Source organism: Kitasatospora sp. NPDC098663, from assembly GCF_044760075.1.
GTDB lineage: Bacteria > Actinomycetota > Actinomycetes > Streptomycetales > Streptomycetaceae > Kitasatospora.
This window is the reverse complement of record NZ_JBIWAP010000033.1, coordinates 1-22,122: the sequence shown is the minus strand read 5'-3', so window position 1 is coordinate 22,122 and position 22,122 is coordinate 1. Positions and strand designations below refer to the sequence as shown.

The 22,122-nt window shown below is 73.5% G+C and carries 22 protein-coding genes; 14 read left to right on the top strand and 8 right to left on the bottom strand.

Annotation, left to right across the window (positions count from 1 at the left end):
- Positions 1–29 precede the first annotated feature (29 nt).
- On the bottom strand, positions 30–1,586 hold the full coding sequence (locus ACIQVZ_RS29870) for an MFS transporter (protein ID WP_402454123.1): 1,557 nt from the start codon (positions 1,584–1,586) through the stop codon (positions 30–32).
- A gap of 177 nt (positions 1,587–1,763) precedes the next feature.
- Between ACIQVZ_RS29870 and ACIQVZ_RS29865 the strand changes: the two genes are divergently transcribed.
- Both ACIQVZ_RS29865 and ACIQVZ_RS29860 read left to right on the top strand, forming a co-directional pair.
- A complete protein-coding gene (locus ACIQVZ_RS29865) occupies positions 1,764–2,270 on the top strand; it encodes a MarR family transcriptional regulator (RefSeq protein WP_350881593.1) in 507 nt (168 codons plus the stop codon).
- Positions 2,271–2,381: 111 nt separating this feature from the next.
- Entirely contained in the window at positions 2,382–2,900 is a 519-nt protein-coding gene (locus ACIQVZ_RS29860) for a GNAT family N-acetyltransferase (protein WP_350881595.1), read from the top strand.
- A gap of 26 nt (positions 2,901–2,926) precedes the next feature.
- Here ACIQVZ_RS29860 and ACIQVZ_RS29855 read toward each other — a convergent pair whose 3' ends face one another.
- The 4 genes from ACIQVZ_RS29855 to ACIQVZ_RS29840 all read right to left on the bottom strand — a co-directional run bounded on the left by ACIQVZ_RS29855 (position 2,927) and on the right by ACIQVZ_RS29840 (position 7,902).
- Positions 2,927–3,436, bottom strand: coding sequence for a methylated-DNA--[protein]-cysteine S-methyltransferase (locus tag ACIQVZ_RS29855; RefSeq protein ID WP_350881598.1), 510 nt, complete (start codon positions 3,434–3,436; stop codon positions 2,927–2,929).
- On the bottom strand, positions 3,433–5,001 hold the full coding sequence (locus ACIQVZ_RS29850) for a DNA-3-methyladenine glycosylase 2 family protein (RefSeq protein WP_402454119.1): 1,569 nt from the start codon (positions 4,999–5,001) through the stop codon (positions 3,433–3,435). The genes ACIQVZ_RS29855 and ACIQVZ_RS29850 overlap by 4 nt, the downstream gene beginning before the upstream one ends.
- Before the next feature lie 358 nt (positions 5,002–5,359).
- Positions 5,360–6,490: a ribosome small subunit-dependent GTPase A gene (rsgA, locus tag ACIQVZ_RS29845; RefSeq protein WP_402454117.1), complete on the bottom strand. Its 1,131-nt coding sequence runs from the start codon at positions 6,488–6,490 to the stop codon at positions 5,360–5,362.
- Between the two features lie 326 nt (positions 6,491–6,816).
- Positions 6,817–7,902: a cytochrome c oxidase assembly protein gene (locus ACIQVZ_RS29840; protein WP_402454114.1), complete on the bottom strand. Its 1,086-nt coding sequence runs from the start codon at positions 7,900–7,902 to the stop codon at positions 6,817–6,819.
- Positions 7,903–8,113: 211 nt separating this feature from the next.
- Here ACIQVZ_RS29840 and ACIQVZ_RS29835 point away from each other — a divergent pair, with 211 nt between their 5' ends.
- Positions 8,114–9,796, top strand: coding sequence for an FtsW/RodA/SpoVE family cell cycle protein (locus ACIQVZ_RS29835; RefSeq protein ID WP_402454113.1), 1,683 nt, complete (start codon positions 8,114–8,116; stop codon positions 9,794–9,796).
- A 160-nt stretch (positions 9,797–9,956) separates the two neighbouring features.
- On the opposite strand, the gene ACIQVZ_RS29830 is transcribed toward ACIQVZ_RS29835, so the two are convergent.
- Positions 9,957–11,249 carry a YihY/virulence factor BrkB family protein gene (locus ACIQVZ_RS29830; RefSeq protein WP_350881606.1) on the bottom strand — a complete coding sequence of 431 codons (1,293 nt, stop codon included), beginning with the start codon at positions 11,247–11,249 and terminating at the stop codon, positions 9,957–9,959.
- A gap of 178 nt (positions 11,250–11,427) precedes the next feature.
- On the opposite strand from ACIQVZ_RS29830, the gene ACIQVZ_RS29825 reads away from it, so the two are divergent.
- The 11 genes from ACIQVZ_RS29825 (at position 11,428) to ACIQVZ_RS29775 (ending at position 21,197) form a co-directional block, all read left to right on the top strand.
- Positions 11,428–11,511: a putative leader peptide gene (locus ACIQVZ_RS29825; RefSeq protein ID WP_347878562.1), complete on the top strand. Its 84-nt coding sequence runs from the start codon at positions 11,428–11,430 to the stop codon at positions 11,509–11,511.
- Between the two features lie 198 nt (positions 11,512–11,709).
- Positions 11,710–13,434, top strand: coding sequence for a nitrite/sulfite reductase (locus tag ACIQVZ_RS29820; RefSeq protein ID WP_402454112.1), 1,725 nt, complete (start codon positions 11,710–11,712; stop codon positions 13,432–13,434).
- Complete coding sequence (locus ACIQVZ_RS29815; RefSeq protein WP_402454110.1) at positions 13,431–13,667, top strand: hypothetical protein; 237 nt, start codon at positions 13,431–13,433, stop codon at positions 13,665–13,667. The genes ACIQVZ_RS29820 and ACIQVZ_RS29815 overlap by 4 nt, the downstream gene beginning before the upstream one ends.
- Positions 13,648–14,349 (top strand): phosphoadenylyl-sulfate reductase, encoded by a 702-nt coding sequence (locus ACIQVZ_RS29810; RefSeq protein ID WP_402454108.1) that lies wholly within the window; start codon positions 13,648–13,650, stop codon positions 14,347–14,349. The genes ACIQVZ_RS29815 and ACIQVZ_RS29810 overlap by 20 nt, the downstream gene beginning before the upstream one ends.
- Positions 14,350–14,383: 34 nt before the next feature.
- Positions 14,384–14,980: an adenylyl-sulfate kinase gene (gene cysC, locus ACIQVZ_RS29805; protein WP_402454106.1), complete on the top strand. Its 597-nt coding sequence runs from the start codon at positions 14,384–14,386 to the stop codon at positions 14,978–14,980.
- Entirely contained in the window at positions 14,977–15,918 is a 942-nt protein-coding gene (cysD, locus tag ACIQVZ_RS29800; RefSeq protein WP_350881616.1) for a sulfate adenylyltransferase subunit CysD, read from the top strand. Before cysC ends, cysD begins: the two co-directional genes overlap by 4 nt.
- 2 nt (positions 15,919–15,920) lie before the next feature.
- The gene (locus tag ACIQVZ_RS29795; RefSeq protein WP_350881618.1) at positions 15,921–17,255 is read left to right on the top strand and encodes a GTP-binding protein; all 1,335 of its coding nucleotides are present in this window, start codon (positions 15,921–15,923) and stop codon (positions 17,253–17,255) included.
- 195 nt (positions 17,256–17,450) lie between these two features.
- On the top strand, positions 17,451–18,611 hold the full coding sequence (locus ACIQVZ_RS29790; protein WP_402454103.1) for an aliphatic sulfonate ABC transporter substrate-binding protein: 1,161 nt from the start codon (positions 17,451–17,453) through the stop codon (positions 18,609–18,611).
- 126 nt (positions 18,612–18,737) lie between these two features.
- Positions 18,738–19,541 carry an ABC transporter ATP-binding protein gene (locus tag ACIQVZ_RS29785; RefSeq protein ID WP_350881622.1) on the top strand — a complete coding sequence of 268 codons (804 nt, stop codon included), beginning with the start codon at positions 18,738–18,740 and terminating at the stop codon, positions 19,539–19,541.
- Complete coding sequence (locus tag ACIQVZ_RS29780) at positions 19,528–20,457, top strand: ABC transporter permease (RefSeq protein ID WP_402454102.1); 930 nt, start codon at positions 19,528–19,530, stop codon at positions 20,455–20,457. Before ACIQVZ_RS29785 ends, ACIQVZ_RS29780 begins: the two co-directional genes overlap by 14 nt.
- An 11-nt stretch (positions 20,458–20,468) precedes the next feature.
- On the top strand, positions 20,469–21,197 hold the full coding sequence (locus ACIQVZ_RS29775) for a sirohydrochlorin chelatase (RefSeq protein WP_402454101.1): 729 nt from the start codon (positions 20,469–20,471) through the stop codon (positions 21,195–21,197).
- Between the two features lie 13 nt (positions 21,198–21,210).
- Here ACIQVZ_RS29775 and ACIQVZ_RS29770 read toward each other — a convergent pair whose 3' ends face one another.
- Complete coding sequence (locus ACIQVZ_RS29770) at positions 21,211–21,621, bottom strand: PIN domain-containing protein (protein WP_371516507.1); 411 nt, start codon at positions 21,619–21,621, stop codon at positions 21,211–21,213.
- The gene (locus tag ACIQVZ_RS29765; RefSeq protein ID WP_363618990.1) at positions 21,618–21,839 is read right to left on the bottom strand and encodes a type II toxin-antitoxin system VapB family antitoxin; all 222 of its coding nucleotides are present in this window, start codon (positions 21,837–21,839) and stop codon (positions 21,618–21,620) included. Before ACIQVZ_RS29765 ends, ACIQVZ_RS29770 begins: the two co-directional genes overlap by 4 nt.
- Positions 21,840–22,122 lie beyond the last annotated feature (283 nt).

Genomic DNA, 22,122 nt, shown 5'->3' with positions numbered 1-22,122 from the left:
ATCTCGGACCCGGGGACGGAGCTCCCGGCTCAGGCCTGGCGGACCGGCCGGGTCAGGGCCACGGCCGCCACCGCGACCGCCGCGAGAGCGAACAGCACCGTCCGGCCGCCGGACGCCGGGCCCGCCAGGTGGACGCCGAGGACGGGCAGGGCGGTGCCGAGTGCCGTCCCGAGGCTGCGGGCCATGTTCACCATGCCGCCGCCGACCGCCGAGCACTGCGCCGGTATCGCCCGCATCACCAGTGCGTTGTTGGCGGGCAGCAGCAGTCCCAGCCCGTAGCCGGCGAGCAGCAGCGGCACCGCCACGGCCGCCCCGGAGACCGGCAGCAGGGCGAACAGCAGCAGCCCAGCGCCCGCGAGCACCGCGCCCGCGCGGCAGCGGGCGACGTCCGACCAGCCGCGCGGCAGCAGCGCGCCGCCGACGGTCGCGGCGAGTGCGAACGCGGCGGGCAGCAGGGTGATCACCAGGCCGGCCCGGGCCACCGGCACGCCCGCGCCGGTGAGCAGCACCGGGCCGAGCACGAGCGGGCAGAACAGCAGCAGGTAGCCGATCAGCGAGACCACCAGCCCGGACCGCACCCCGGGGGTGTTGACCAGGCCGGGCGCCAGGATCGGCCGGGCGGCCCGCCGTTCCTGACGGACCAGCGCGAACGCGAGGACGGCGGCGGCGAGCAGCAGGGCGGCGGCGGCCCAGCCGGGCAGCGGCAGTCCGGAGGCGGTGGACAGGGCGAGCAGCAGCGCGGTGGTGGAGCCGGTGAGCAGCAGCAGGCCGGCCAGGTCGAAGCGGGCGCCGGACGCGGTGGTGGGCGTGGTGGTGGACGCGGTGGTGGGCGGGTTCGCGGCGCGGGGAGCGGGCAGGCTCGCGGCGGCTCCTGCGGGCAGGGTCCCGGAATCGGCGGTGAGCGGACCCCCGGTACCGGCGATGAGCTGCTTCCCGGCGCCGACGGCAAGCGGGGGCCCGGTGCGGGTGCGGGGCAGCAGGAACCAGCCGGCCAGGATGCCCAGCACCCCGATCGGCACGTTGATCCAGAACACCCACCGCCAGGAGGCGTGCTCCACCAGCAGCCCGCCGAGGCTGGGGCCCAGCGCCAGACCGAGCCCCTGGGCCGCCGCCTGGATGCCGAGCGCGCGCCGCATCGCGTGCTCCGGGACGCCGCGCGCCACCAGGGCGACGCTGTTGGCCTGCATCATCGCGCCGCCGACGGCCTGGACGGCCCGGCAGGCGACCAGCACGCCGAGGCTGCCGGCGTATCCGGCGCCGAGCGAGGCCAGGGCGAAGACGGCGAAGCCGCCGAGGTACATGGTCTTGCGGCCGATGAGGTCGGAGAGCCAGCCGACCGGGGCGAGCAGGGCGACCAGCACCAGGAGGTAGGCGAGGGCGACCCATTCGACGGCCGCGAAGCCGGCGTCGAAGTGCCGGCCGAGGGCCGGGAAGACGAGGGCGGTGACGCTGGCGGTGAGCTGGCCGAGGAAGGCCCCGAGGCAGACGGTGCCGACGGCCAGCCAGTGGGCGTGACGCCAGCCGGCTATGCCGCGGGGCCGGGGCCGCTCGGTGAGCAGCCGCGCGGCAAGGGCGGTGGCGTTCATGCCACAAATATATCGGATGCAGATATGTTCTTTCTACGACTTGCTCGTCTTCCGACGGGAGCCCTGGGACGCCGAGTTCCACCGAGCCCCAGGGGGATCCGCGAAGTTCCGGGAGGCCCCCGCCCGACGGTGGACAGTCCGCCGGACCGGCCCGTACCAGGCGATACGCTGTCCGCCATGCCGTCGTCACCACACGTCCCCGACCCCGCCACCGAAACCCCCGAAACGGCGGTCGACCACGCCCGGCGGCTCACCGACACCGTCACCCGCCTGCGCCGCGCCCTGCGCAGCAGCATCCGCACCGACTACCCGTGGGAGTCCCTGCCCATGGCGCAGGTCGAACTCCTCCAGACCCTCGCCGCCGCACCCCTGCGGGTCGGCGAACTCGCCGCCCGGCAGCGGCTCGCCCCCAACACCGTCAGCGGACTGATCGGCAAGCTCCTCGACGCCGGATTCGTCGACCGCCAGGCCGACCCCGGCGACCGTCGCACCGCCCGCATCGCCCTCACCCCGGCCGGCCGGCGCCAGCTCGACGACTGGCAGCGCGCCCACGAGCGCCGCATCGCCACCGCCCTCGGCACCCTCGACCCCACCGACCGCGACGCCGTCGTCCACGCCCTGCCCGCCCTCGAACAGCTCGCCCGCGCCCTCGCCGAGACCAGCCAGGGCCCCGACCAGGCCTGAACCGCGGCCGGGCCCGAACCCCGGCCGGGCCCCCACCGAACCCCGGCCTGCGCCCCTGACGCCCGCAAAACCGCTGGTCACCGACCCGTACGGACCGCTACCGTCCCCGGCATGAGCACAGCACAGGTACTGATCGAGCCCTGGACGGACGCCGACCTCGCACTGCTGCGCCGGGTCAACACCCCGGAGATGAAGAAGCACGTCGGCGGCCCGGAGACCGAGGAGCAACTCCTCGTCCGGCACCGGCGCTACCTGGACTTCGTCCCGTCCGGCCTGGGCTGCATGTACCGGATCGTGCTGCTCCCCGAGGGCGAGGCCGTCGGAACCGTCGGCTACGGCACCCGCACCTGGGAGGGCGAGACCGTCCACGAGATGGGGTGGAACGTCCTGCCCGGCCACCAGGGGCGGGGCATCGCCGTCGCCGCCACCCGCGCCGCCGTCGCGGCCGCCCGCCGCGAGGCCGCCCACCGCCACCTGCACGCCTTCCCCTCGGTGGACAACCCGGCCTCCAACGCGGTCTGCGCGAAGGCCGGGTTCAGCCTCGTCGGCGAGACGGACTTCGAGTTCCCGCCCGGGCGGTTCATGCGCAGCCACAACTGGCGGGTGGACCTGCGGGCGGCGACGGGCTGAGCCGCGCCGCCGCCCGGGCGGGCGCGTCAGAACAGTGTGCCGCTCTCCAGCTCCAGCAGCCGGCGCTTGCGGTCCACGCCCGCCGCGAAGCCGGTCAGCGAACCGTTGGCGCCCATGACGCGGTGGCAGGGGCGGACGATGAGCAGCGGATTGGCACCCACCGCGCCGCCGACCGCCCGCACCGCGCGCGGCGACTCCCCCGCCAGCTCGGCGAGTCGGCCGTAGGTGACGGTCTCGCCGTACGGGATCTCGTCCAGGACGGCCCAGATCCGCCGGCGGAACTCGGTGCCCACCGGGGCGAGCGGAAGGTCGAAGGAGGTGCGCTCGCCCGCGAAGTAGGCCGTCAGCTGGGCGACCGGCTCGGCGAGCGCCTCCGGGTCGAGGACCCAGTCGTCGGCGGGCTCGGCCAGCGCGTACTTCTGCCCGGGCGCGGTGACGGTGGCCAGCGCCGCCGCGCCGCCGCCCTCGGGCAGGACACCGGACAGCAGCAGCCGGCCGAACGGGCTCTCCATGGTGGTGTAGACGGTGGTACTCATGCCTCTGCCTTCTCCGTTCCAGTGCTGGCGCTCGCGGGCCCGGCCCACAGCCGGTGCACGGCGTAGGAGCGCCACGGGGCCCACGCCTCGGCCGCGCGGGCGGCGTTCTTCGGGTCGCCGGGGGCGCCGAGCCGGACGAGGCCGTGCCTGACGCCCACGTCGCCCGGGAGGAAGACGTCGGGGTCGGCGAGGGCCCGCATCCTCAGGTAGCCGACGGTCCAGGGGCCGATGCCGGGCAGGGCCAGCAGCCGGGCCGCGGACTCCTCCCGGTCCACCCCGCCGTCGAGTCGCACCGCCCCCTCGGCCAGGGCCGCGCACAGGCCGGTGAGGGCGCGGCGGCGGGCCGCGGGCATCGCGAAGTCCTCCGGGTCGGCGGTGGCCAGCACCGCCGCCGTCGGGAACAGCAGCCGCAGGCCGCCGCTCGGCTCGGGCAGCGCGGCACCGTACTTCTCGGTCAGCCGGCCCGCCAGCGTACGGGCGGCGCTGACCGTGATCTGCTGGCCGAGCACGGCGCGGACGGCCAGCTCGTGCGGGTCCACGTGGCCGGGCGAGCGCAGGCCGGGGCGCTCCCGGACCAGGGGGCCGAGCACGGGGTCGGTGCCGAGCTGCTCGTCGACCGCGTCCGGGTCCGCGTCCAGGTCGAACAGGCCGCGCAGGCGCTGGACGGCGGTCGGGAGGTCGCGCAGGTCCGCGAGCAGCAGGCGGCAGTCGAGCCAGCCGCGGGTGCGCGGCTCGCCCGGCGCCAGCCCGTCGACCTCGGCGATGCCGTGCCCGTACGGGAGCGCGAGGGTGCGCCGGTAGGTGCGGACGCCTGCGCGCGGACCGGGGACGACCTCCTCCACGCCGGGGACGGCGCGCAGGGCGAGGAAGTCGATCAGGTGGTCGCTGTCGAGCGCGCCGCGGTAGGCCAGGCGCAGAGTGAGGCCGCCGGCCGGGGTCGCGACGCGGCGGCCGGCCACGACCTCGGCGCGCAGACCGCTGGGGGTGCGGTCGTAGACCTCGCGGACGGTGTCGTTGAACTGCCGCACCGAGGCGAAGCCGGCGGCGAACGCGATGTCGGTGACCGGGAGTTCGGTCGTCTGCAGCAGCAGGCGGGCGGTCTGGGCACGGCGGGCGCGGGCCAGCGCGATCGGGCCGGCGCCCAGCTCGGCGATGAGCTGGCGCTGGAGCTGGCGGGAGCTGTAGCCGAGGCGGCTGGCCAGACCCGCGACGCCCTCGCGGTCCACCACGCCGTCGCCGATCAGGCGCATCGCGCGACCGACCAGGTCGGCCCGGTGGTTCCACTCCGGGGAGCCCGGCACGGAGTCGGGGCGGCAGCGGCGGCAGGCGCGGAAGCCTGCGCCCTGGGCGGCCGCGGCGCTGGGGTAGAAGACGCAGTTCACGCGCTTGGGGGTCACGGCGGGGCAGCTCGGTCGGCAGTAGATGCCGGTGGAGGTGACGGCCGTGAAGAAGACGCCGTCGAAGCGGGCGTCGCGGCTGTCCACGGCTCGGTACCGGATGTCGTCGTCGATCACGCTGTCCAGTCTGCGGCACTGGGAGGGGGGTGACTGGCGGGAATCGGACATGGCCGTTGGGGGCCCTCCCCCCTCCCCCCCTCCCCCCCACCCTCCAGCCACCTCCACCCACCCATCCCGGGCACCGGCGCGGTGTGGGCCCACACCGGGCACCGGCGCGGTGTGGGCCCACACCGGGACCCATCCAGAGGGCCCGCATAAGGGGACCCACGCCGGCGGAAGAGCGCGCCTCAGCACTCAGCGCACGCACGCGTTGCTCGCGGTCCGCCCACCGGCCAGGGCGGCTCGCCGCCCACGGTGACCCGGGTTTCACCGTGGACGACGCCACCCCGGTGGCCCTGAGGCACTTCCGGCTGCCGGCCCGCCCGGCCTCCTGATGTCCTCGTCGGCTTTCCTGGTCAGCTCCTGGTCAACGCTTCACGGGGCCTCCCGCGGCGCGCACCGACTTGGAGAGCGACTTCCACTTCTTCGCCCGGGCCGAGGCCAGTCGGGCGTCCGAGCGGGAGGCGATCCACTCGTTCTCGCGCTGGAGCTTGAGGTAGCTGTCCATCCGACGCTGCGGCAGGGTGCCGTCGGCGAGCGCCGCCTGCACCGCGCACCCGGGCTCGGTGTGGTGTCCGCAGTCGTGGAAGCGGCACTCCTCGGCCAGTCCGGCGATGTCGGCGAAGGCCAGGTCCACGCCCTCGCCACCGTAGAGGCCGACCTCGCGCAGCCCGGGGGTGTCGATGAGCACACCCCCGCCGGGCAGCGGGATCAGTTCACGGGTGGTCGTGGTGTGGCGGCCCTTCTGGTCGACCGAGCGGGCCTCCTGGACGGCCATCGCCGTGACGCCGGCGAGCGCGTTGGTGAGCGTGGACTTGCCGACGCCGGACTGGCCGATCACGGCCGTGGTGCCGGGCGTGCAGGCGCGCAGCACGTCCATGCCCTCGCCCGTCCCGGCGCTGACCACGAGCACGGTCACGCCGGGCGCGACCGCCTCGACGTCGGCGCGGATGAACTCGGCGTCGTCCACCAGGTCGGCCTTGGTGAGGACGACCAGGGGGTCGGCGCCGGACTCCCAGGCCAGGGCGAGGAAGCGCTCTATCCGACCGAGGTCCGGATCGGCGGCGAGCGAGGCGGCGATCAGGACGGTGTCGACGTTGGCGGCGAGCACCTGGCCGTCGGAGCGCTTGCCGGCCACCTTGCGGATGATCGCGGTCGAGCGGGGCAGCAGTGCGGTGACGGCGGCCATCGGCCGGGCGTGGAGGTCCACGGCGGCCCAGTCGCCGGTGCACGGGCAGTTGATCATGTCGGCGTCGCCGACCGGGCGCGTGTCGAGCCGGACGGTGCGCGGCTCGCCCGTCTCCGGATCGGCGAGCACGGCGTCGCACTGGCCGCGGTCGACCCGGACGATCCGGGCCGGGATCAGCCCGGCCTCGGCGAGTGGGGTGAAGAGTTCGGCGAGCTCGGGCGTCCAGCCGTAGCCGGAGAGCGGCAGCTCGTCGGAGAGGGAGCCAGAGGGGGTGGAGGAGAACGACGAAGTGGAGGCAGCGTTGAACAACGCGGTGGGCCCTTCGGGAGGAGATGATCCCGGCGGGCTGCGGCTGACGCGGAAAGGGTCAGCCGGCGGCCGGGAAGAGGAGGTGAACGCGAGTGCTGCCCAAGGCAGCTATCGGGGCGACAACGACCACGGGGTTCACCTCCTGCTCTCTACTCCTCGGGCGGCCGTGAAGGCCCCCGATCTGGACGGGAGAAACGCTAGCTGGTCGGGGTGGCGGGGCCAACTGGTTTTTGACCTGCGGAAACGCGGTGAAGGGAGCTACAAGGGGCCAACATTGGACCCACAAAAGTGCGGGCTCGCCGCGCCCGGGAACCCTCCGGAGCCGACTACCCGCCGTACCGGTGCTTGAGGTTCGGGTCGTCCAGCCACCAGGGCCGCATCCCGGCCTCCTCCTCGGCCGGCAGCCCCGCCGCCTGCGCCTGCGCCGCGGCCTCCTCGAAACGGGCGTCGAGTTCGGCGTCCACCGCCTTGATCTCCTCCCGCCCCTGCACCACCATCCGCCGTACCAGCGCGGCCAGGAACGGCAGCCCGACCAGGTCGCCCAGCACCCAGAGCATGTTGCCGCCCCAGGTCTGGTCCTGCGCCAGGCTCGGCCCCCACGGCCGCCCGAGCGCCACGTAGTAGTGCTCGGCGACCAGGTGGCCGCCGTAGATCAGCACCAGCCCGAGCCCCGCGTCGAAGATCACCTCGGCGAAGGTGATGAACAGCCCGACCAGGTGCGGGTACTCGCGCCCGACCGGGTCGATCTGCAGCCGCGGCCAGAAGTACGCCAGCCCGAGCAGCACCAGCGCCAGGTGCAGCAGCACGTTGCCGAACGCGCTGGACACCGACTCCTCGTACCAGGGCGTGAAGTAGAGCAGCCACGGCGGGGCCATCAGCAGCGCGGTGGAGACGGCCGGGAACATCAGCACCTTGGACGGCCGGCTGCGCAGCGCCCGCAGGATGCGCTCGCGCCGGGCCGGCGGCGCGGCCGCGACCAGCAGCGAGACCGGCGCGCCGAGGGCGAGCAGCAGCGGGACGAGCATCAGCAGCAGCACGACCTGGACGGCCCGGTCGGTGAACAGGATCCGCTCGTACACGCCGAGGCCGGAGCAGGTGCACCAGATCCACAGCAGCAGCCCGCCCAGGAAGGCGGCGGTGCGGGACGGCTGCCAGCGCTCGCCGCCCGCCCGGTGGACGGTGCGCACCGCGGCCAGGTACCAGCCGCCGAGCAGCACGGAGAGGGCGAGCACCAGCGGTTCGGCCGTCCACGAGGTGGCCAGGTCGGACCACTGCCAGGGCGGTGGTCCGCTGTAGGCGAGCACTCGCACCGCGCCGTCCATCCGTCCGCCCACCTCGTTCGCGCGCTGCCGCCGCCGGCGCCGTCCGGCGGTCCGTCGGGCGCCGCGGACCGGACCGCGGCGCCCGGCCATGATGGCCTCCCGGCCGGGGCCCGCCGCGCCCGGGGCCCGCCTCTATACCTGCACCTGGACAAAGCTTTACCGGGCCCGGGAAAAGCTTTGCCCAGGCAAAGTTCCGGCCTCGACGGCCCCCGGACCGCAACCGGCGCGGGGCTGTGTTCGTCTGGCAGGATGCACCGTCGGCGATACCGGCCACGCGGGTGATGACAAGGGGACGACAAGGGTGCAAAGCACTGCACGCGGCGAGGGCCGCCGGCTGGCGGCGCGCCACCGCAACATCGAGCTGGGCCTGCTGGCGCTCGCGGTGGCCGTCTGTCTGGCGGGGCACATCGACGCCGATCTGGCACTGACCGGCAAGATGCCGCCCGGGCTGCTGGTCCACGGCCTGGCGCTGGGCGGCCTGGCCGGGGTGGCGCACCTGTCGGTGCGGCGGTTCGCCCCGTACGCGGATCCGCTGATCCTGCCGCTGGGCGTCTTCCTGACCGGCTTCGGGCTGATGCTGCTGGACCGGCTGGACATCTCCTACGCGGCGGCGCACGCCAGGAAGGGCGACTACCAGAAGCTTCCGGCCGCGCCCTCGCAGCTGATGTGGGTGTTCGTCTCGGTCGCGGTGGCGATCGCGCTGATCGCCCTGATCAAGCACCACCGGTTCTTCCAGCGGTACGTGTACCTGCTGATGACGGGGGCGCTGGTCCTGCTGGCGGCGCCCGCGTTCTTCCCGGGCCGGCCGGAGGACTTCGGCGCCAAGCGCTGGATCCGCCTGTTCGGGCTCTCCTTCGAGCCGGACGAGTTCGTGAAGGTCGCGATCACGATCTTCTTCGCCGGGTACCTGATGGCCTCCCGGGACGCGCTCGCGCTGGCCGGCCGGAAGATCTGGGGGATGACCCTGCCGCGCGGGCGGCACGTCGGCCCGGTGCTGGCGATCTGGGTGGTCAGCCTGCTGGTGCTGGTCTTCGAGCGCGACCTCGGCACCTCGCTGATCTTCTTCGGCGTCTTCGTCGTGATGCTGTACGCGGCGACCGAGCGGACCAGCTGGGTGGTGCTCGGCCTGCTGATGGCGGTCGGCGGCGCGGCCGTGGTCGGCACCGTGGAGCCGCACGTGCACGGGCGCGTCGAGGCCTGGCTGCACCCGCTCGACATCTACAAGGAGCACCACGACCCGGCGATCATCTCCGACCAGCCCGCCGAGGCGCTGTTCAGCCTGGGCACCGGGCACCTGACCGGGACGGGCCTGGGCTCGGGGCGACCGTGGCTGATCGGCTTCGCCGGGCGCAGCGACTTCGTCTTCACCACGATCGGCGAGGAGCTGGGCCTGGCCGGGGTGACGGCGGTGCTGCTGGTGTACCTGCTGCTGGTCCAGCGCGGGCTGCGGACGGCGGTCGGGCTGACCGACCCGTTCGGCAAGCTGCTGGCGACGGGGTTGTCGACGGCGCTGGCGCTGCAGGTGTTCGTGGTGGTCGGCGGGGTGAGCGGGCTGGTGCCGCTGACCGGCAAGGCGCTGCCGTTCCTGGCGGCGGGCGGCTCGTCGCTGCTGGCGAACTGGCTGATCGTGGCGCTGCTGATCAAGCTGAGCGACTCGGCCGGGCGCACGGCGCTGGAGCCGGCGCCGCCGAGCCCCGATCCGCTCCCGGCGCAGGCCGGGCCGGCGGGCCGGTCGGCGGCCCCGGGCGGTCCGGCCGCGATGGATCCGAGCCGGAACCCGAGCCAGAACCCGAGCCCGACCGCGCCGAGCGGCCCGAACCCGACGGCCCCGGAGCTGACGATCCCACGCCCGGCCGCCCCGGGCCCGGATCCGGACCGGACCGAGGTCAACCCGGCCGCCCCGCACCCCCCGGCCGAGCAGTCCCCGTACGGGTACCACCCGGCCCCGCAGTACCCCTTCCCGCCCGACCCGGCGACCGCCTGACCCTGCGCCGGCCGCCCTCCGGGCAACGACCAACCGGCGAACCGACGAACCGGCGCCACGCGACGACCGGACGTCAGGAGACGACGAACGGCACAGGGCCTCCCCCGCGGGATGCGGGGGAGGCCCTGTGCCGTTCGTCGTCCTGCCCGGAGCCCTGCCGCTACGGCCGCTCCCACGGCGGCCGGGGCGGGTAGTCGGGCGCCCGCCGTTCCGGCGGCGGCCCGGACGGCCGGTCGCTGTCCGGCGGGGGCGGGCCGGGCCGGTGGTGGGGCCCGCCACGGGCGGTGAGCCGGCCGCGGACGTTGTCGGCGGCCAGGACGTCGGCCCAGCGCTCCGGGTACTCGGCGGGGACGTCGACGTCGTCGCCGTCCTCCTCGCCCCACTCCTCCTCGGCGCCTTCGGCGAGGCCGAGTTCGCGGGCGCGCCGGGCCCGTTCGGCGGCGCGCCGGGCGGCGACCTCGCGGACCACGGCGGCGGCGGCCTCCTCCTGGGCGCGCTCGTTCTCGGCGCGGGCGTCGGCGGTCTCCAGGGTGGGCCAGCGGCGGTCTATGGCGGCGTTCATGGCGGCGCCGATGAGGACGGCCAGGGCGACCACGAAGATCCACAGCAGTACGGCCACCGGCGCGGCCAGCGAGCCGTACACCGAGGGGACCTCGACCGAGCTGACCAGGTAGATCCGCAAGGCGACGCTGCAGACGACCAGCACCACCAGGGCGACCAGGGCGCCGGGCACGTCCTCGCGCCAGGGCGTGGAGACGGGGACGGCCAGGTGGTAGAGGGTGGTGAGGGAGACGATCAGCAGCACGATGGCGACCGGCCAGTAGGCGGCGCCGACCAGTCCGGCGACGCCGGGCACGGCGTTCTCGATGAGTCCGGGGCCGGCCATCAGCAGCGGCAGCACCAGGGAGCTGATGACGAGGGCGCCGAAGTAGAGGCCGAGGGACATCAGCCGGGTCTTGACGATGCCTCGCTTGCCGTCGAGCCCGTACATGACGGTGATGGTGTCGATGAAGATGTAGAGCGCTCTGGAGCCGGACCACAGCGACAGCAGGAAGCCGATCGAGACGAGGTCGGGCCGGGAGTGGGCGAAGACCTGGTCCAGCAGCGGCACCACGACCTCCTTGACGGACGAGTCCGACAGGACCGTCCCGGAGGCCGAGACGATGTCGTGCTTGAGCCGGTCGATGGTGCCGGCGCCGAGGAACTCGTCGAGGTAGCCGAGGGTGCCGGCCAGGCCGAGGAGCAGCGGTGGGATCGACAGCAGGGTGAAGAAGGCCGCCTCGGCGGCGAGTCCGGTGACCCGGTACTCGACGCAGGTGTTGGTGGTGTCCTTGACCAGCTCCCACGCCGTGCGGCGCCAGGCGGCCTGTTTGGCCGCGCGTCGGGAGCCCTTGCCCCGGCGCCGGGAGGGCCGTTCGGGGTTCGGTCTGCTCGTCTCGCCTGCTGCTTGCACGGGTCTAACGGTATCGGGCCGGGGCCGCGCGGTTGATCTCCCCCGGGGTACGGGCGCGTGGACGGACGTCGGGGCGGGGAGCGGCGGGGATTCCCGGTGGTCTCACATAGCGAAACCTCAGCGTCCGCCATTCGGATGTTAGTGGACCGCGAGTCCCGCGCCGTGCCAATCTCTTGCCATGCCGAGCGCCGGAACCACCCTAGTTGGTCGACTCCACGTCGATCTCCTTCGCGTGTCCAGCGCCATCTGTCCGGCGATCTGAGCCCACCCCGCCGCACCACCGCACCCGGCGCCACCCACCTCGCGGTCCCCGCTGGAGCGGACGCGCGGGCGCCCGGCCGGCCACGGTCACTGCTCTCCCCGGACCTGGGAATACCCGCAGGTCACAGCAGCACCGCACCGCCACGTACCCCCAGCGACCCACCCGGCGTCAGAGCCATCTGCCCCGAAGGACTTCACCATGGCCACCACCCCCGAGACCGCCGAGCCCACGGCCGACCGCGCCGCCGCGCGCCGCCCCGCCGCGCCTCGCAAGGTGACCCGTCACCGCGGCGAGGGCCAGTGGGGCATGGGCCACTTCACCCCGCTGAACGCCAACGAGCAGTTCAAGAAGGACGACGACGGTCTCAACGTACGGACACGTATTGAGACGATCTACGCGCACCGGGGCTTCGACTCGATCGACCCCGCCGACCTGCGCGGCCGGATGCGCTGGTGGGGCCTGTACACCCAGCGCAAGGAGGGCATCGACGGCGGCAAGACCGCGATCCTGGAGCCGCACGAGCTCGACGCCGAGTACTTCATGCTGCGCGTGCGGGTCGACGGCGGCCGGCTGACCGTCGCCCAGCTGAAGGCGGTCGCCGAGGTCTCCGAGCAGTACGCCCGCAACACCGCCGACCTGACCGACCGCCAGAACGTCCAGTACCACTGGATCCGGATCGAGGACGTCCCGGCGATCTGGCAGAAGCTGGAGGCCGTCGGCCTGTCCACCACCGAGGCCTGCGGCGACACCCCGCGCGTCATCCTCGGCTCCCCGGTGGCCGGCATCGCCGAGGACGAGATCATCGACGGCACCCCCGCCATCGAGGAGATCCAGCGGCGCTTCATCGGCAACAAGGACTTCTCCAACCTGCCGCGCAAGTTCAAGTCCGCCGTCTCCGGCTCCCCACTGCTGGACGTCGCGCACGAGATCAACGACGTCGCCTTCGTCGGCGTGGTCCACCCCGAGCACGGCCCCGGCTTCGACCTGTGGGTCGGCGGCGGGCTGTCCACCAACCCCAAGCTGGGCGTGCGCCTGGGCGCCTGGGTCCCGCTGGACGAGGTCGCCGACGTCTACGGCGGCGTCATCGGCATCTTCCGCGACTACGGCTACCGCCGGCTGCGCAACCGCGCCCGGCTGAAGTTCCTGGTCGCCGACTGGGGCGTGGAGAAGTTCCGCCAGGTGCTGGAGGACGAGTACCTCGGGTACCGGCTGGTCGACGGTCCCGCGCCGCAGGAGCCCAGCGGCCGCTGGCGCGACCACGTCGGCGTCCACCGGCAGAAGGACGGCCGGTACTACATCGGCTTCGCGCCGCGCGTCGGCCGGGTCGACGGCCGGCTGCTCGGCCGGATCGCCGACCTCGCCGCCGCGCACGGCAGCGACCGGCTTCGCACCACCGCCGAACAGAAGATGCTGGTCCTCGACATCGCCGAGGACCAGGTCGACTCGGTGGTGGCCGGCCTGGAAGCGCTGGACCTGCGGGTCACCCCGTCGCCGTTCCGCCGCGGCACCATGGCGTGCACCGGCATCGAGTACTGCAAGCTCGCCATCGTCGAGACCAAGGAGCGCGGCCGCACGCTCATCGACGAGCTGGAGAAGCGCCTGCCGGACTTCGCCGAGCCGCTGACCATCAACATCAACGGCTGCCCGAACGCCTGCGCCCGCATCCAGGTCGCCGACATCGGCCTCAAGGGCCAGCTCGTCCCGGACGGCAACGGCGAGCAGGTCGAGGGCTACCAGGTGCACCTGGGCGGCGCGCTCGGCCTGGAGGCCGGGTTCGGCCGCAAGGTCCGCGGCCTCAAGGTCACCAAGGACGACCTGCCCGACTACGTCGAGCGCGTCCTGACCCGCTACCAGGCCGACCGCACCGAGGGCGAGCGCTTCGCCCAGTGGGCGGCCCGGGCCGGCGAGGAGCAGCTGTCGTGAGCGAACGCGCCGCGCCGTTCTTCTGCCCGTACTGCGGGGACGAGGACCTGCGCCCCTCCGAGGCCGGGCACGGCGCCTGGGAGTGCCACGGGTGCCGCCGCGCCTTCCAGCTGAAGTTCCTCGGCCTGCTGTCCCCGACCGCCTCGGCCGCGACTGCGACTGCGGCCCATGCGACTTCGGCCAACTCGACCGCGAACGACGGGGGTTCGTCCGGTGACCAGCGCGACGACTGACTACCAGGAGATAGCCGTCCGGGCCGGCCGCGAGCTGGAGGAGGCGACGCCCCGGGAGATCCTGGCCTGGGCCGCCGACACCTTCGGCCCCCGCTTCTGCGTCACCTCCTCGATGGAGGACGCGGTCGTCGCCCACCTCGCCTCCTCGGTGTTCCCCGGAGTGGACGTGGTGTTCCTGGACACCGGCTACCACTTCCCGGAGACCATCGGCACCCGGGACGCGGTGGCCGCGACCATGCCGGTCAACGTCATCACCCTCAGGCCGCTGCGCACCGTGGCCGAGCAGGACGCCGAGCACGGGACGCACCTGCACGACCGCGACCCGGACCTGTGCTGCTCGCTGCGCAAGGTCGAGCCGCTCAACCGCGGCCTCGGCGGCTACGACGCCTGGGCGACGGGGCTGCGCCGCGACGAGTCCCCGAGCCGGGCGGACACCCCGGTGGTGTCCTGGGACGCCCGGCGCCGCAAGGTCAAGATCGCCCCGATCGCCCGGTGGACGCAGGAGGACGTGGACGCCTACGTCGCCGCCCACGGGGTGCTGCTCAACCCGCTGCTGTGGGAGGGCTACACCTCGATCGGCTGCTCGCCGCTGTCCTGCACCCGCAAGCCCGCCGAGGGCGAGGACGCCCGGGCCGGGCGCTGGTCCGGCTCCGGCAAGACCGAGTGCGGCATCCACCTCTGACCCCCCCCCCACTACCGACGAAGGACTTGAGACTGTGACAGCTCACACCCGGGCCGCCGACGGAGCCGCGGAGGCGGCCCCCGCGGCCGCCCCCTGCGAGCGCGGCGCCACCGTGTGGCTGACCGGGCTGCCGAGCGCGGGCAAGACCACGCTCGCCTTCGCGCTGGCCGGACGGCTGCGCGCCGAGGGCCACCAGGTCGAGGTCCTGGACGGCGACGAGATCCGCGAGTTCCTCTCCAAGGGCCTCGGCTTCTCCCGCGAGGACCGGCACACCAACGTGACCCGGATCGGCTTCGTCGCCGAGAAGCTGGCCGCCCACGGCGTCAAGGTGCTCGCCCCGGTGATCGCCCCGTTCGCCGACTCGCGCGCCGCGGTGCGCGAGCGGCACGCGGCGGCCGGCACCGAGTTCCTGGAGGTCCACGTCGCCACCCCGGTCGAGCTGTGCGCCGAACGCGACGTCAAGGGCCTGTACGCCAAGCAGGCCGCCGGGGAGCTCGCCGGGCTGACCGGCGTGGACGACCCGTACGAGGCGCCGGAGAAGCCGGAGCTGCGGATCCGGACCCAGGGCCGGGCGGTCGCCGAGTCCGCCGCCGAGCTGCACGCCTTCCTGACCGAGAGGGGTCTCGCATGACCACCGCGACCGACGGCCCGGTCCGCACCCACGACGACACCCCCTTCGCGCTGTCCCACCTGGACGCGCTGGAGGCCGAGTCGGTGCACGTCTTCCGCGAGGTCGCGGGGGAGTTCGAGCGCCCGGTGATCCTCTTCTCCGGCGGCAAGGACTCCATCGTCATGCTGCACCTGGCGCTCAAGGCCTTCCACCCGGCCGCCGTGCCGTTCTCGCTGCTGCACGTCGACACCGGCCACAACTTCCCCGAGGTGATCGCCTACCGCGACCGCGTCGTGGCCGAGCACGGCCTGCGCCTGCACGTCGCCCACGTCCAGGACTTCATCGACGACGGCCGGCTGCGCGAGCGCCCCGACGGCACCCGCAACCCGCTGCAGACCGTCCCCCTCCTCGACGCCATCGAGACGAACCGCTTCGACGCCGTCTTCGGCGGCGGGCGCCGCGACGAGGAGAAGGCCCGCGCCAAGGAGCGCGTCTTCTCCCTGCGCGACGAGTTCGGCGCCTGGGACCCGCGCCGCCAGCGCCCCGAACTCTGGTCGCTCTACAACGGCCGGCACGCCGTGGGCGAGCACGTGCGCGTCTTCCCGCTCTCCAACTGGACCGAGCTGGACGTCTGGCAGTACATCGAGCGCGAGGGAATCGACCTCCCGGAGATCTACTACGCCCACGAGCGGGACGTCTTCGCCCGCGCCGGTATGTGGCTGACCGCCGGCGAGTGGGGCGGCCCCAAGGAGAACGAGCCCGTCCAGCGGCGGCTGATCCGCTACCGCACCGTCGGCGACATGTCCTGCACCGGCGCCGTCGACTCCGACGCCACCGACATCCAGGCCGTCATCGCCGAGATCGCCGCCAGCCGCCTCACCGAGCGCGGCGCCACCCGCGCCGACGACAAGCTGTCCGAGGCCGCGATGGAAGACCGCAAGCGCGAGGGGTACTTCTAACCATGACCAGCACCACCCAGGAAGCCACCGCCACGTCGCTGCTGCGCTTCGCCACCGCCGGCTCCGTCGACGACGGCAAGTCCACCCTGGTCGGCCGCCTGCTGCACGACTCCAAGTCCGTGCTCGCCGACCAGCTGGAGGCCGTCGAACGCGTCTCGCTGGGCCGCGGCCAGGAAGCGCCCGACCTCGCGCTGCTCACCGACGGCCTGCGCGCCGAGCGCGAGCAGGGCATCACCATCGACGTGGCCTACCGCTACTTCGCCACCCCCCGGCGGCGGTTCATCCTCGCCGACACCCCCGGGCACGTGCAGTACACCCGCAACATGGTGACCGGCGCCTCCACCGCCGAATTGGCCGTGGTGCTGGTCGACGCCCGCAACGGCGTCGTCGAGCAGACCCGCCGGCACGCCGCCGTCGCCGCGCTGCTGCGGGTGCCGCACGTCGTGCTGGCCGTCAACAAGATGGACCTGGTCGACTACGCCGAGCCCGTCTTCGCCGCCATCGCCGCCGAGTTCACCGCCTACGCCGCCTCGCTCGGCGTGGGCGACGTGGTGGCCGTGCCGATCTCCGCCCTCGCCGGGGACAACGTCGTCGAGCCGTCCGCGCACATGGACTGGTACGGCGGCCCGACCCTGCTGGAGCACCTGGAGACCGTCCCGGTCGGCAGCGACCCCGGCGCCGAGCCGGCCCGCTTCCCGGTCCAGTACGTGATCCGCCCGCAGAGCGAGGAGCACCCCGACTACCGCGGCTACGCCGGGCAGTTGGCCTCCGGCGTGCTGCGCGTCGGCGACCCGGTGACGGTACTGCCCTCGGGCCACACCACCACCGTCGCCGGGATCGACGCGCTCGGCCGCGAGACCGACCTCGCCTGGGCGCCCCAGTCGGTCACCGTCCGGCTCGCCGACGACCTCGACGTCTCCCGCGGCGACCTGATCGCGGCCGGCGTGATCCCCGTGCCCACCAGGGACATCGAGGCCACCGTCAGCCACCTCGACGAGCGCCCGCTGCGCGCCGGGGACAAGGTCCTGCTCAAGCACACCACCCGCACCGTGCGCGCGCTGGTCAAGGACATCACCTACCGCATCGCGCTGCCGACCAAGGCGGGCGACACCCTCGAACAGCGCTCCGGCGCCGAGGGGTTGAACGTCAACGACCTCGGCCACGTGGTGCTGCGCACCGCCGAGCCGCTGGCGCTCGACGCCTACTCCGACAACCGCCGCACCGGCTCGTTCCTGCTGATCGACCCGGCCGACGGCACCACCCTCACCGCCGGCATGGCGGGCGAGGCCTTCGCGACCGTACGCGCCACCGAACCCGCTGAGGAGGACTGGGTCTGATGCCCAGCGAGGCGTTCTCGGACATGGACAAGGAAGGCGGCCGCATCGGCAGCGGCGTCCTCGGCAGCGGCCAGGGCGGCCTGACCCGATGTGCGGGCCGACAGCGCTGAGTTGCGACCCCCGGCCGCCCCGACGGGCGACCGCCACGTCCCCGAGACCGCCTCCTGACGGTCCGTCGATGAACAGGACTTCACCATGGCACCGAACCTGGCCCCCTCGCATACCCGCGCCCGCCCCAATGCCGGCCGGATCAGACGCTCCGCGGTGGCCGCGGTGGCCGGCCTGACCGCCGTGACCCTGCTGTCGGCGTGCAGCTACGGCTCCAAGGCGGACGACAGGAAGCCGGGCGCCGACTCCGCCGCCGGTTCGGCCGGCGCCTCCGGCGCGAAGCTGTCCGCGGACACCGTGAAGATCGGCTACTTCGCGAACCTGACCCACGGCACCGCCCTGGTCGGCCTCCAGGAGGGGCTGTTCCAGAAGGAGTTGGGCACCACCCAGATCAAGACCCAGGTCTTCAACGCGGGCCCGTCCGAGATCGAGGCGCTCAACGCCGGCTCCATCGACATCGGCTGGATCGGCCCCTCCCCCGCGATCAACGGCTACACCAAGTCCGACGGCCAGTCCCTGAAGATCATCGGCGGCTCGGCCTCCGGCGGGGTCAAGCTGGTGGTCAACCCGGACAAGATCTCCTCGCTGGACGACCTCAAGGGCAAGAAGATCGCCACCCCGCAGCTGGGCAACACCCAGGACGTGGCGCTGCTCAACTACCTGGCCGGCAAGGGCTACAAGGTCGACGCGGCGTCCGGCGCCGGCGACGTCTCGGTGGTGCGCACCGACAACAAGGTCACCCCCGACGCCTACCGGCAGGGCTCCATCGACGGCGCCTGGGTGCCCGAGCCCACCGCCTCCAAGCTGGTCACCCTCGGCGCGAAGGTCCTGCTCAACGAGAAGGACGTCTGGCCGGACAAGAAGTTCGTGATCACCAACATCATCGTCTCGCAGAAGTTCCTCAAGGAGCACCCGGACGTGGTGGAGGCCGTGCTGCGCGGCTCGGTGAACACCAACGCCTTCATCAAGGCCAACCCGGACAAGGCCAAGGCCGACGCCAACGACGCGATCAAGAAGGAGGCCGGCAACGCGCTGGAGCCGGCCATCCTCGACCCGGCCTGGGCCGACATCGACTTCCTCGACGACCCGCTGGCGAACACCCTCCAGGCCGAGGCCGACCACGCCGTCACCGCCGGGCTGCTCAAGAAGCCCAACCTGAACGGCATCTACGACCTCACCCTGCTCAACAAGGTGCTCGCGGCCAAGGGACAGGGCCCCGTGGCGGACGCCGGACTCGGCGCCAAGTAGCTCCGCGGTCCGGACCCCCGCCCACCCGGTCGATCCGCGATCGATGCCCACCGGGACGGGCGGGGCCGGGCCCCGGCCCCCACTCCGCCAGCCCTCAGCCAGACCACTCACGCAGGAGGTGTCCGGATGACCCCGGCACTGACCACCTCGGCGGACACCGCCGGCGCCGACGCCGGCGGCGCCGCGCCCGCCGTCCGGATCTCGCACGTGCACAAGTCCTTCGGCCGCCCGGGCGCGCAGACCCACGTCCTGGACGACATCACCCTCGACGTCGCCCCCGGCGAGTTCGTCACCCTGCTCGGCGCCTCGGGCTGCGGCAAGTCCACCCTGCTCAACCTGGTCGCCGGCCTCGACCAGCCCACCGCCGGCGCCATCGAGGTCCCGGGCGGCCGCCCCGCGCTGATGTTCCAGGAGCACGCGCTGTTCCCCTGGCTCACCGCCGGCCGCAACATCGAACTCGCCCTCAAGCTGGCCGGCGTCCCCCGCCCCGAGCGCCGCGCCGAGGCCGAGCGCCTGCTCGAACTCGTCCGCCTCAAGGGCTCGTACGGCAAGCGCGTGCACGAGCTGTCCGGCGGCATGCGCCAACGCGTCGCGATGGCCCGCGCGCTCGCCCAGGGCAGCCAGGTGCTGCTGATGGACGAGCCGTTCGCCGCGCTCGACGCCATCACCCGCGACGTGCTGCACGACGAGATCACCCGGATCTGGGCCGAGCGGCAGCTGTCCGTCCTGTTCGTCACCCACAACGTGCGCGAGGCCGTGCGCCTGGCCCAGCGCGTCGTCCTGCTCTCCTCCCGCCCCGGCCGGGTCGCCCGCGAGTGGCGGATCGACCTGCCGCAACCGCGCCGCATCGAGTCCACCGGCGTCGCCGACCTGTCCATCGAGATCACCGAAGAACTGCGTGGGGAGATCCGTCGCCATGGCCAGCACTGACCGCACCCCGGTCCTGGAGAAGGCCGACAAGACCGACAAGGCCGACCGGGCCGCCGCCACGGACACCGCCGGGGTCGGCGCCGGCCTGGACGCCCTCGACGCCGTCTCCGCCCAGCGCGGCTCGCTCGGCGAGGCGCTGCGGAGCAAGGCCCTGCCGCCGCTGATCGGCGTCCTCGTCGTGCTCGCCCTGTGGCAGGGCGCCTACAGCCTGCACCTCACCTCCGCCTACAAGCTGCCCAGCCCGACCGACGTGTGGCACTCCGCCCAGGAGCTCTGGTACCAGGGCACGCTGTTCTCGATCATCTGGACCAGCGTCTGGCGCGGCCTGTCCGGCTTCCTGCTCGCCGTCGTCATCGGCACCCCGATCGGGCTGGTCGTCGCCCGCGTCCGGCCCGTGCGCACCGCCATCGGCCCGGTCCTCCAGGGCCTGCAGTCGCTGCCCTCGGTCGCCTGGGTGCCGGCCGCGGTCATCTGGCTCGGCATCAACGACCAGATGATGTACGCGGTGATCCTGCTCGGCGCCGTCCCCTCCATCGCCAACGGCCTGGTCGCCGGCATCGACCAGGTGCCGCCGCTGTTCCTGCGGGCCGGCCGCACCATCGGCGCCACCGGCCTGACCGGCGCCCGGCACGTGCTGATCCCCGCCGCGCTGCCCGGCTACCTGGCCGGCCTCAAGCAGGGCTGGGCGTTCTCCTGGCGCTCCCTGATGGCCGCCGAACTCGTCGCCTCCTCCCCCGACCTCGGCCGGGGCCTGGGCCGGTTCCTGGAGGACCAGCGCGAGTTCTCCGACATGTCCGGAGTGCTGCTCGGCATCATCCTGATCCTGTTCGTCGGCATCGCCATCGAACTGCTCGTCTTCACCCCGGTCGAACGCCGGGTGCTGCGCAACCGCGGCCTGCTGGCCGCCGTCAAGTAAGGCCGACGCCGATGCCCGCCCTCCTGCTGATCGCCCACGGCAGCCGCGACCCGCGGCACGCCGCGACCGTGGCCGCACTGGTGCAGGAGGTGCGGGCGCTGCGCCCCGGGCTGGACGTCGCCACCGCCTACCTGGACCACTGCGCGCCGCGTATCCCGCAGGTCGTCGGGCGGCTCGACGACGCGGTGGCCGTCCCGCTGCTGCTCAACCGGGCCTACCACGCCAAACACGACGTCCCGGCCGCCCTGCGCACGGCCGGCGCGGCCCTGCCCGTCGCCGCCGTCCTGGGCCCGTCGCCGCTGCTGCTCGCCGCCCTGGACCGCCGCCTCGCCGAGGCCGGGGTGGACGTGCGCTCGGCCGCCGTCCGGGCCCGCACCGGCGTGGTGCTCGCGGCGGCCGGCTCCTCCGACCCGGCCGCCGACGCCGCCACCCGCGCGGTGGCCGCTGGGTGGCGCCGCAGCCGCGGCTGGGCCGCCGTCGAGGTGGCCTACGCCTCCGCCACCGGCCCGCGCGTGCCCGACGCCCTGGCCGCCCTGCGCGCCGCGGGCGCCGCCCGCACCGCCGTCTCCCCCTACCTGCTGGCCCCGGGCCTCCTGCCCGACCGCATCGCCGAGGCCGCCGCCGGAGCGGACGCCGTCGCCGCCGTCCTGGGCCCCGCCCCCGAACTCGCGACCCTCCTTCTGGAGCGCTACGACGAGGCGCGTACGGCTGCCGCGATGCCCCGGACGCTCACTGCCTGACCACGGGGCCGGCTCACTCGTGATCGAGGATGCTGTGCTCGCTCAGGTCGGCGGCGTGCCGCGCCACCGTGCGGTAGTCCGCATCGTCGTGGAGGACCGTGAGGCCGTGGTGCGCGGCCGTCGCCGCGATCATGAGGTCGACCGCGGAGGCACTACGGTGCTGCCCGGCGAGGGCCATGCGCCGCTGAACCGTGTCGATCCAGCGCCCAGCGTTCTTCGGTACCGAGACGTCCGGGTACAGGTCGGCGAACATCTCGGTGATCTCGTCGTACTCCCGGCCGCTGCGCGCGTTGTACAGAAACTCTGCGCGCTGCGGGTAGCACGACGCGATCGACCCTGCGTCGATCGCGTCGTACCAGACGGCCAGGAGCTTGGGCTCGCCCAACAACCGGACGAGTCCGGAGGTGTCGAGGAGATAGATCACCGGGCGTCCTTCTCTGCTCGGTGCATCCGCTCTGCGTCCTCGACGGCTCCCCAGTGCCGAGCCCGCTCGAAATGCCGGCTGATCCGGGCAGCACGTTCCTGCCGCTCGGCGTAGAAGCGCAGTGCCAGGTTGACGGCGTCCTTCTTGGTCCGAACTCCGGCGAGCGTCATTGCTCGTTCCAGCGCGTCTTCATCGATGTCGATCTGTGTCACGGACATCCGAATACCTCCGTCGATCGATGGTGGCGATGTACATAGCATTGCACATGACCAACATCAACGGAGGTTCGCCCGGGTCGGACCGCCGCGAGGTGACGGCGTCCGTCGGACGGACGGGCCCGCGACGAAACGGCCCGGCCCCCTCGGTGCGAGGGGGCCGGGCCGTCGGTGGTTCGCCGGGGGTTAGTCCCTGTCCGGCCGATCTTGCCGGGCCCGCGACGCCGGGCATCCCGCCTGGACGCACGCCCGAATCGCCCAAGTACGCCCAGTACGAGGACGATCC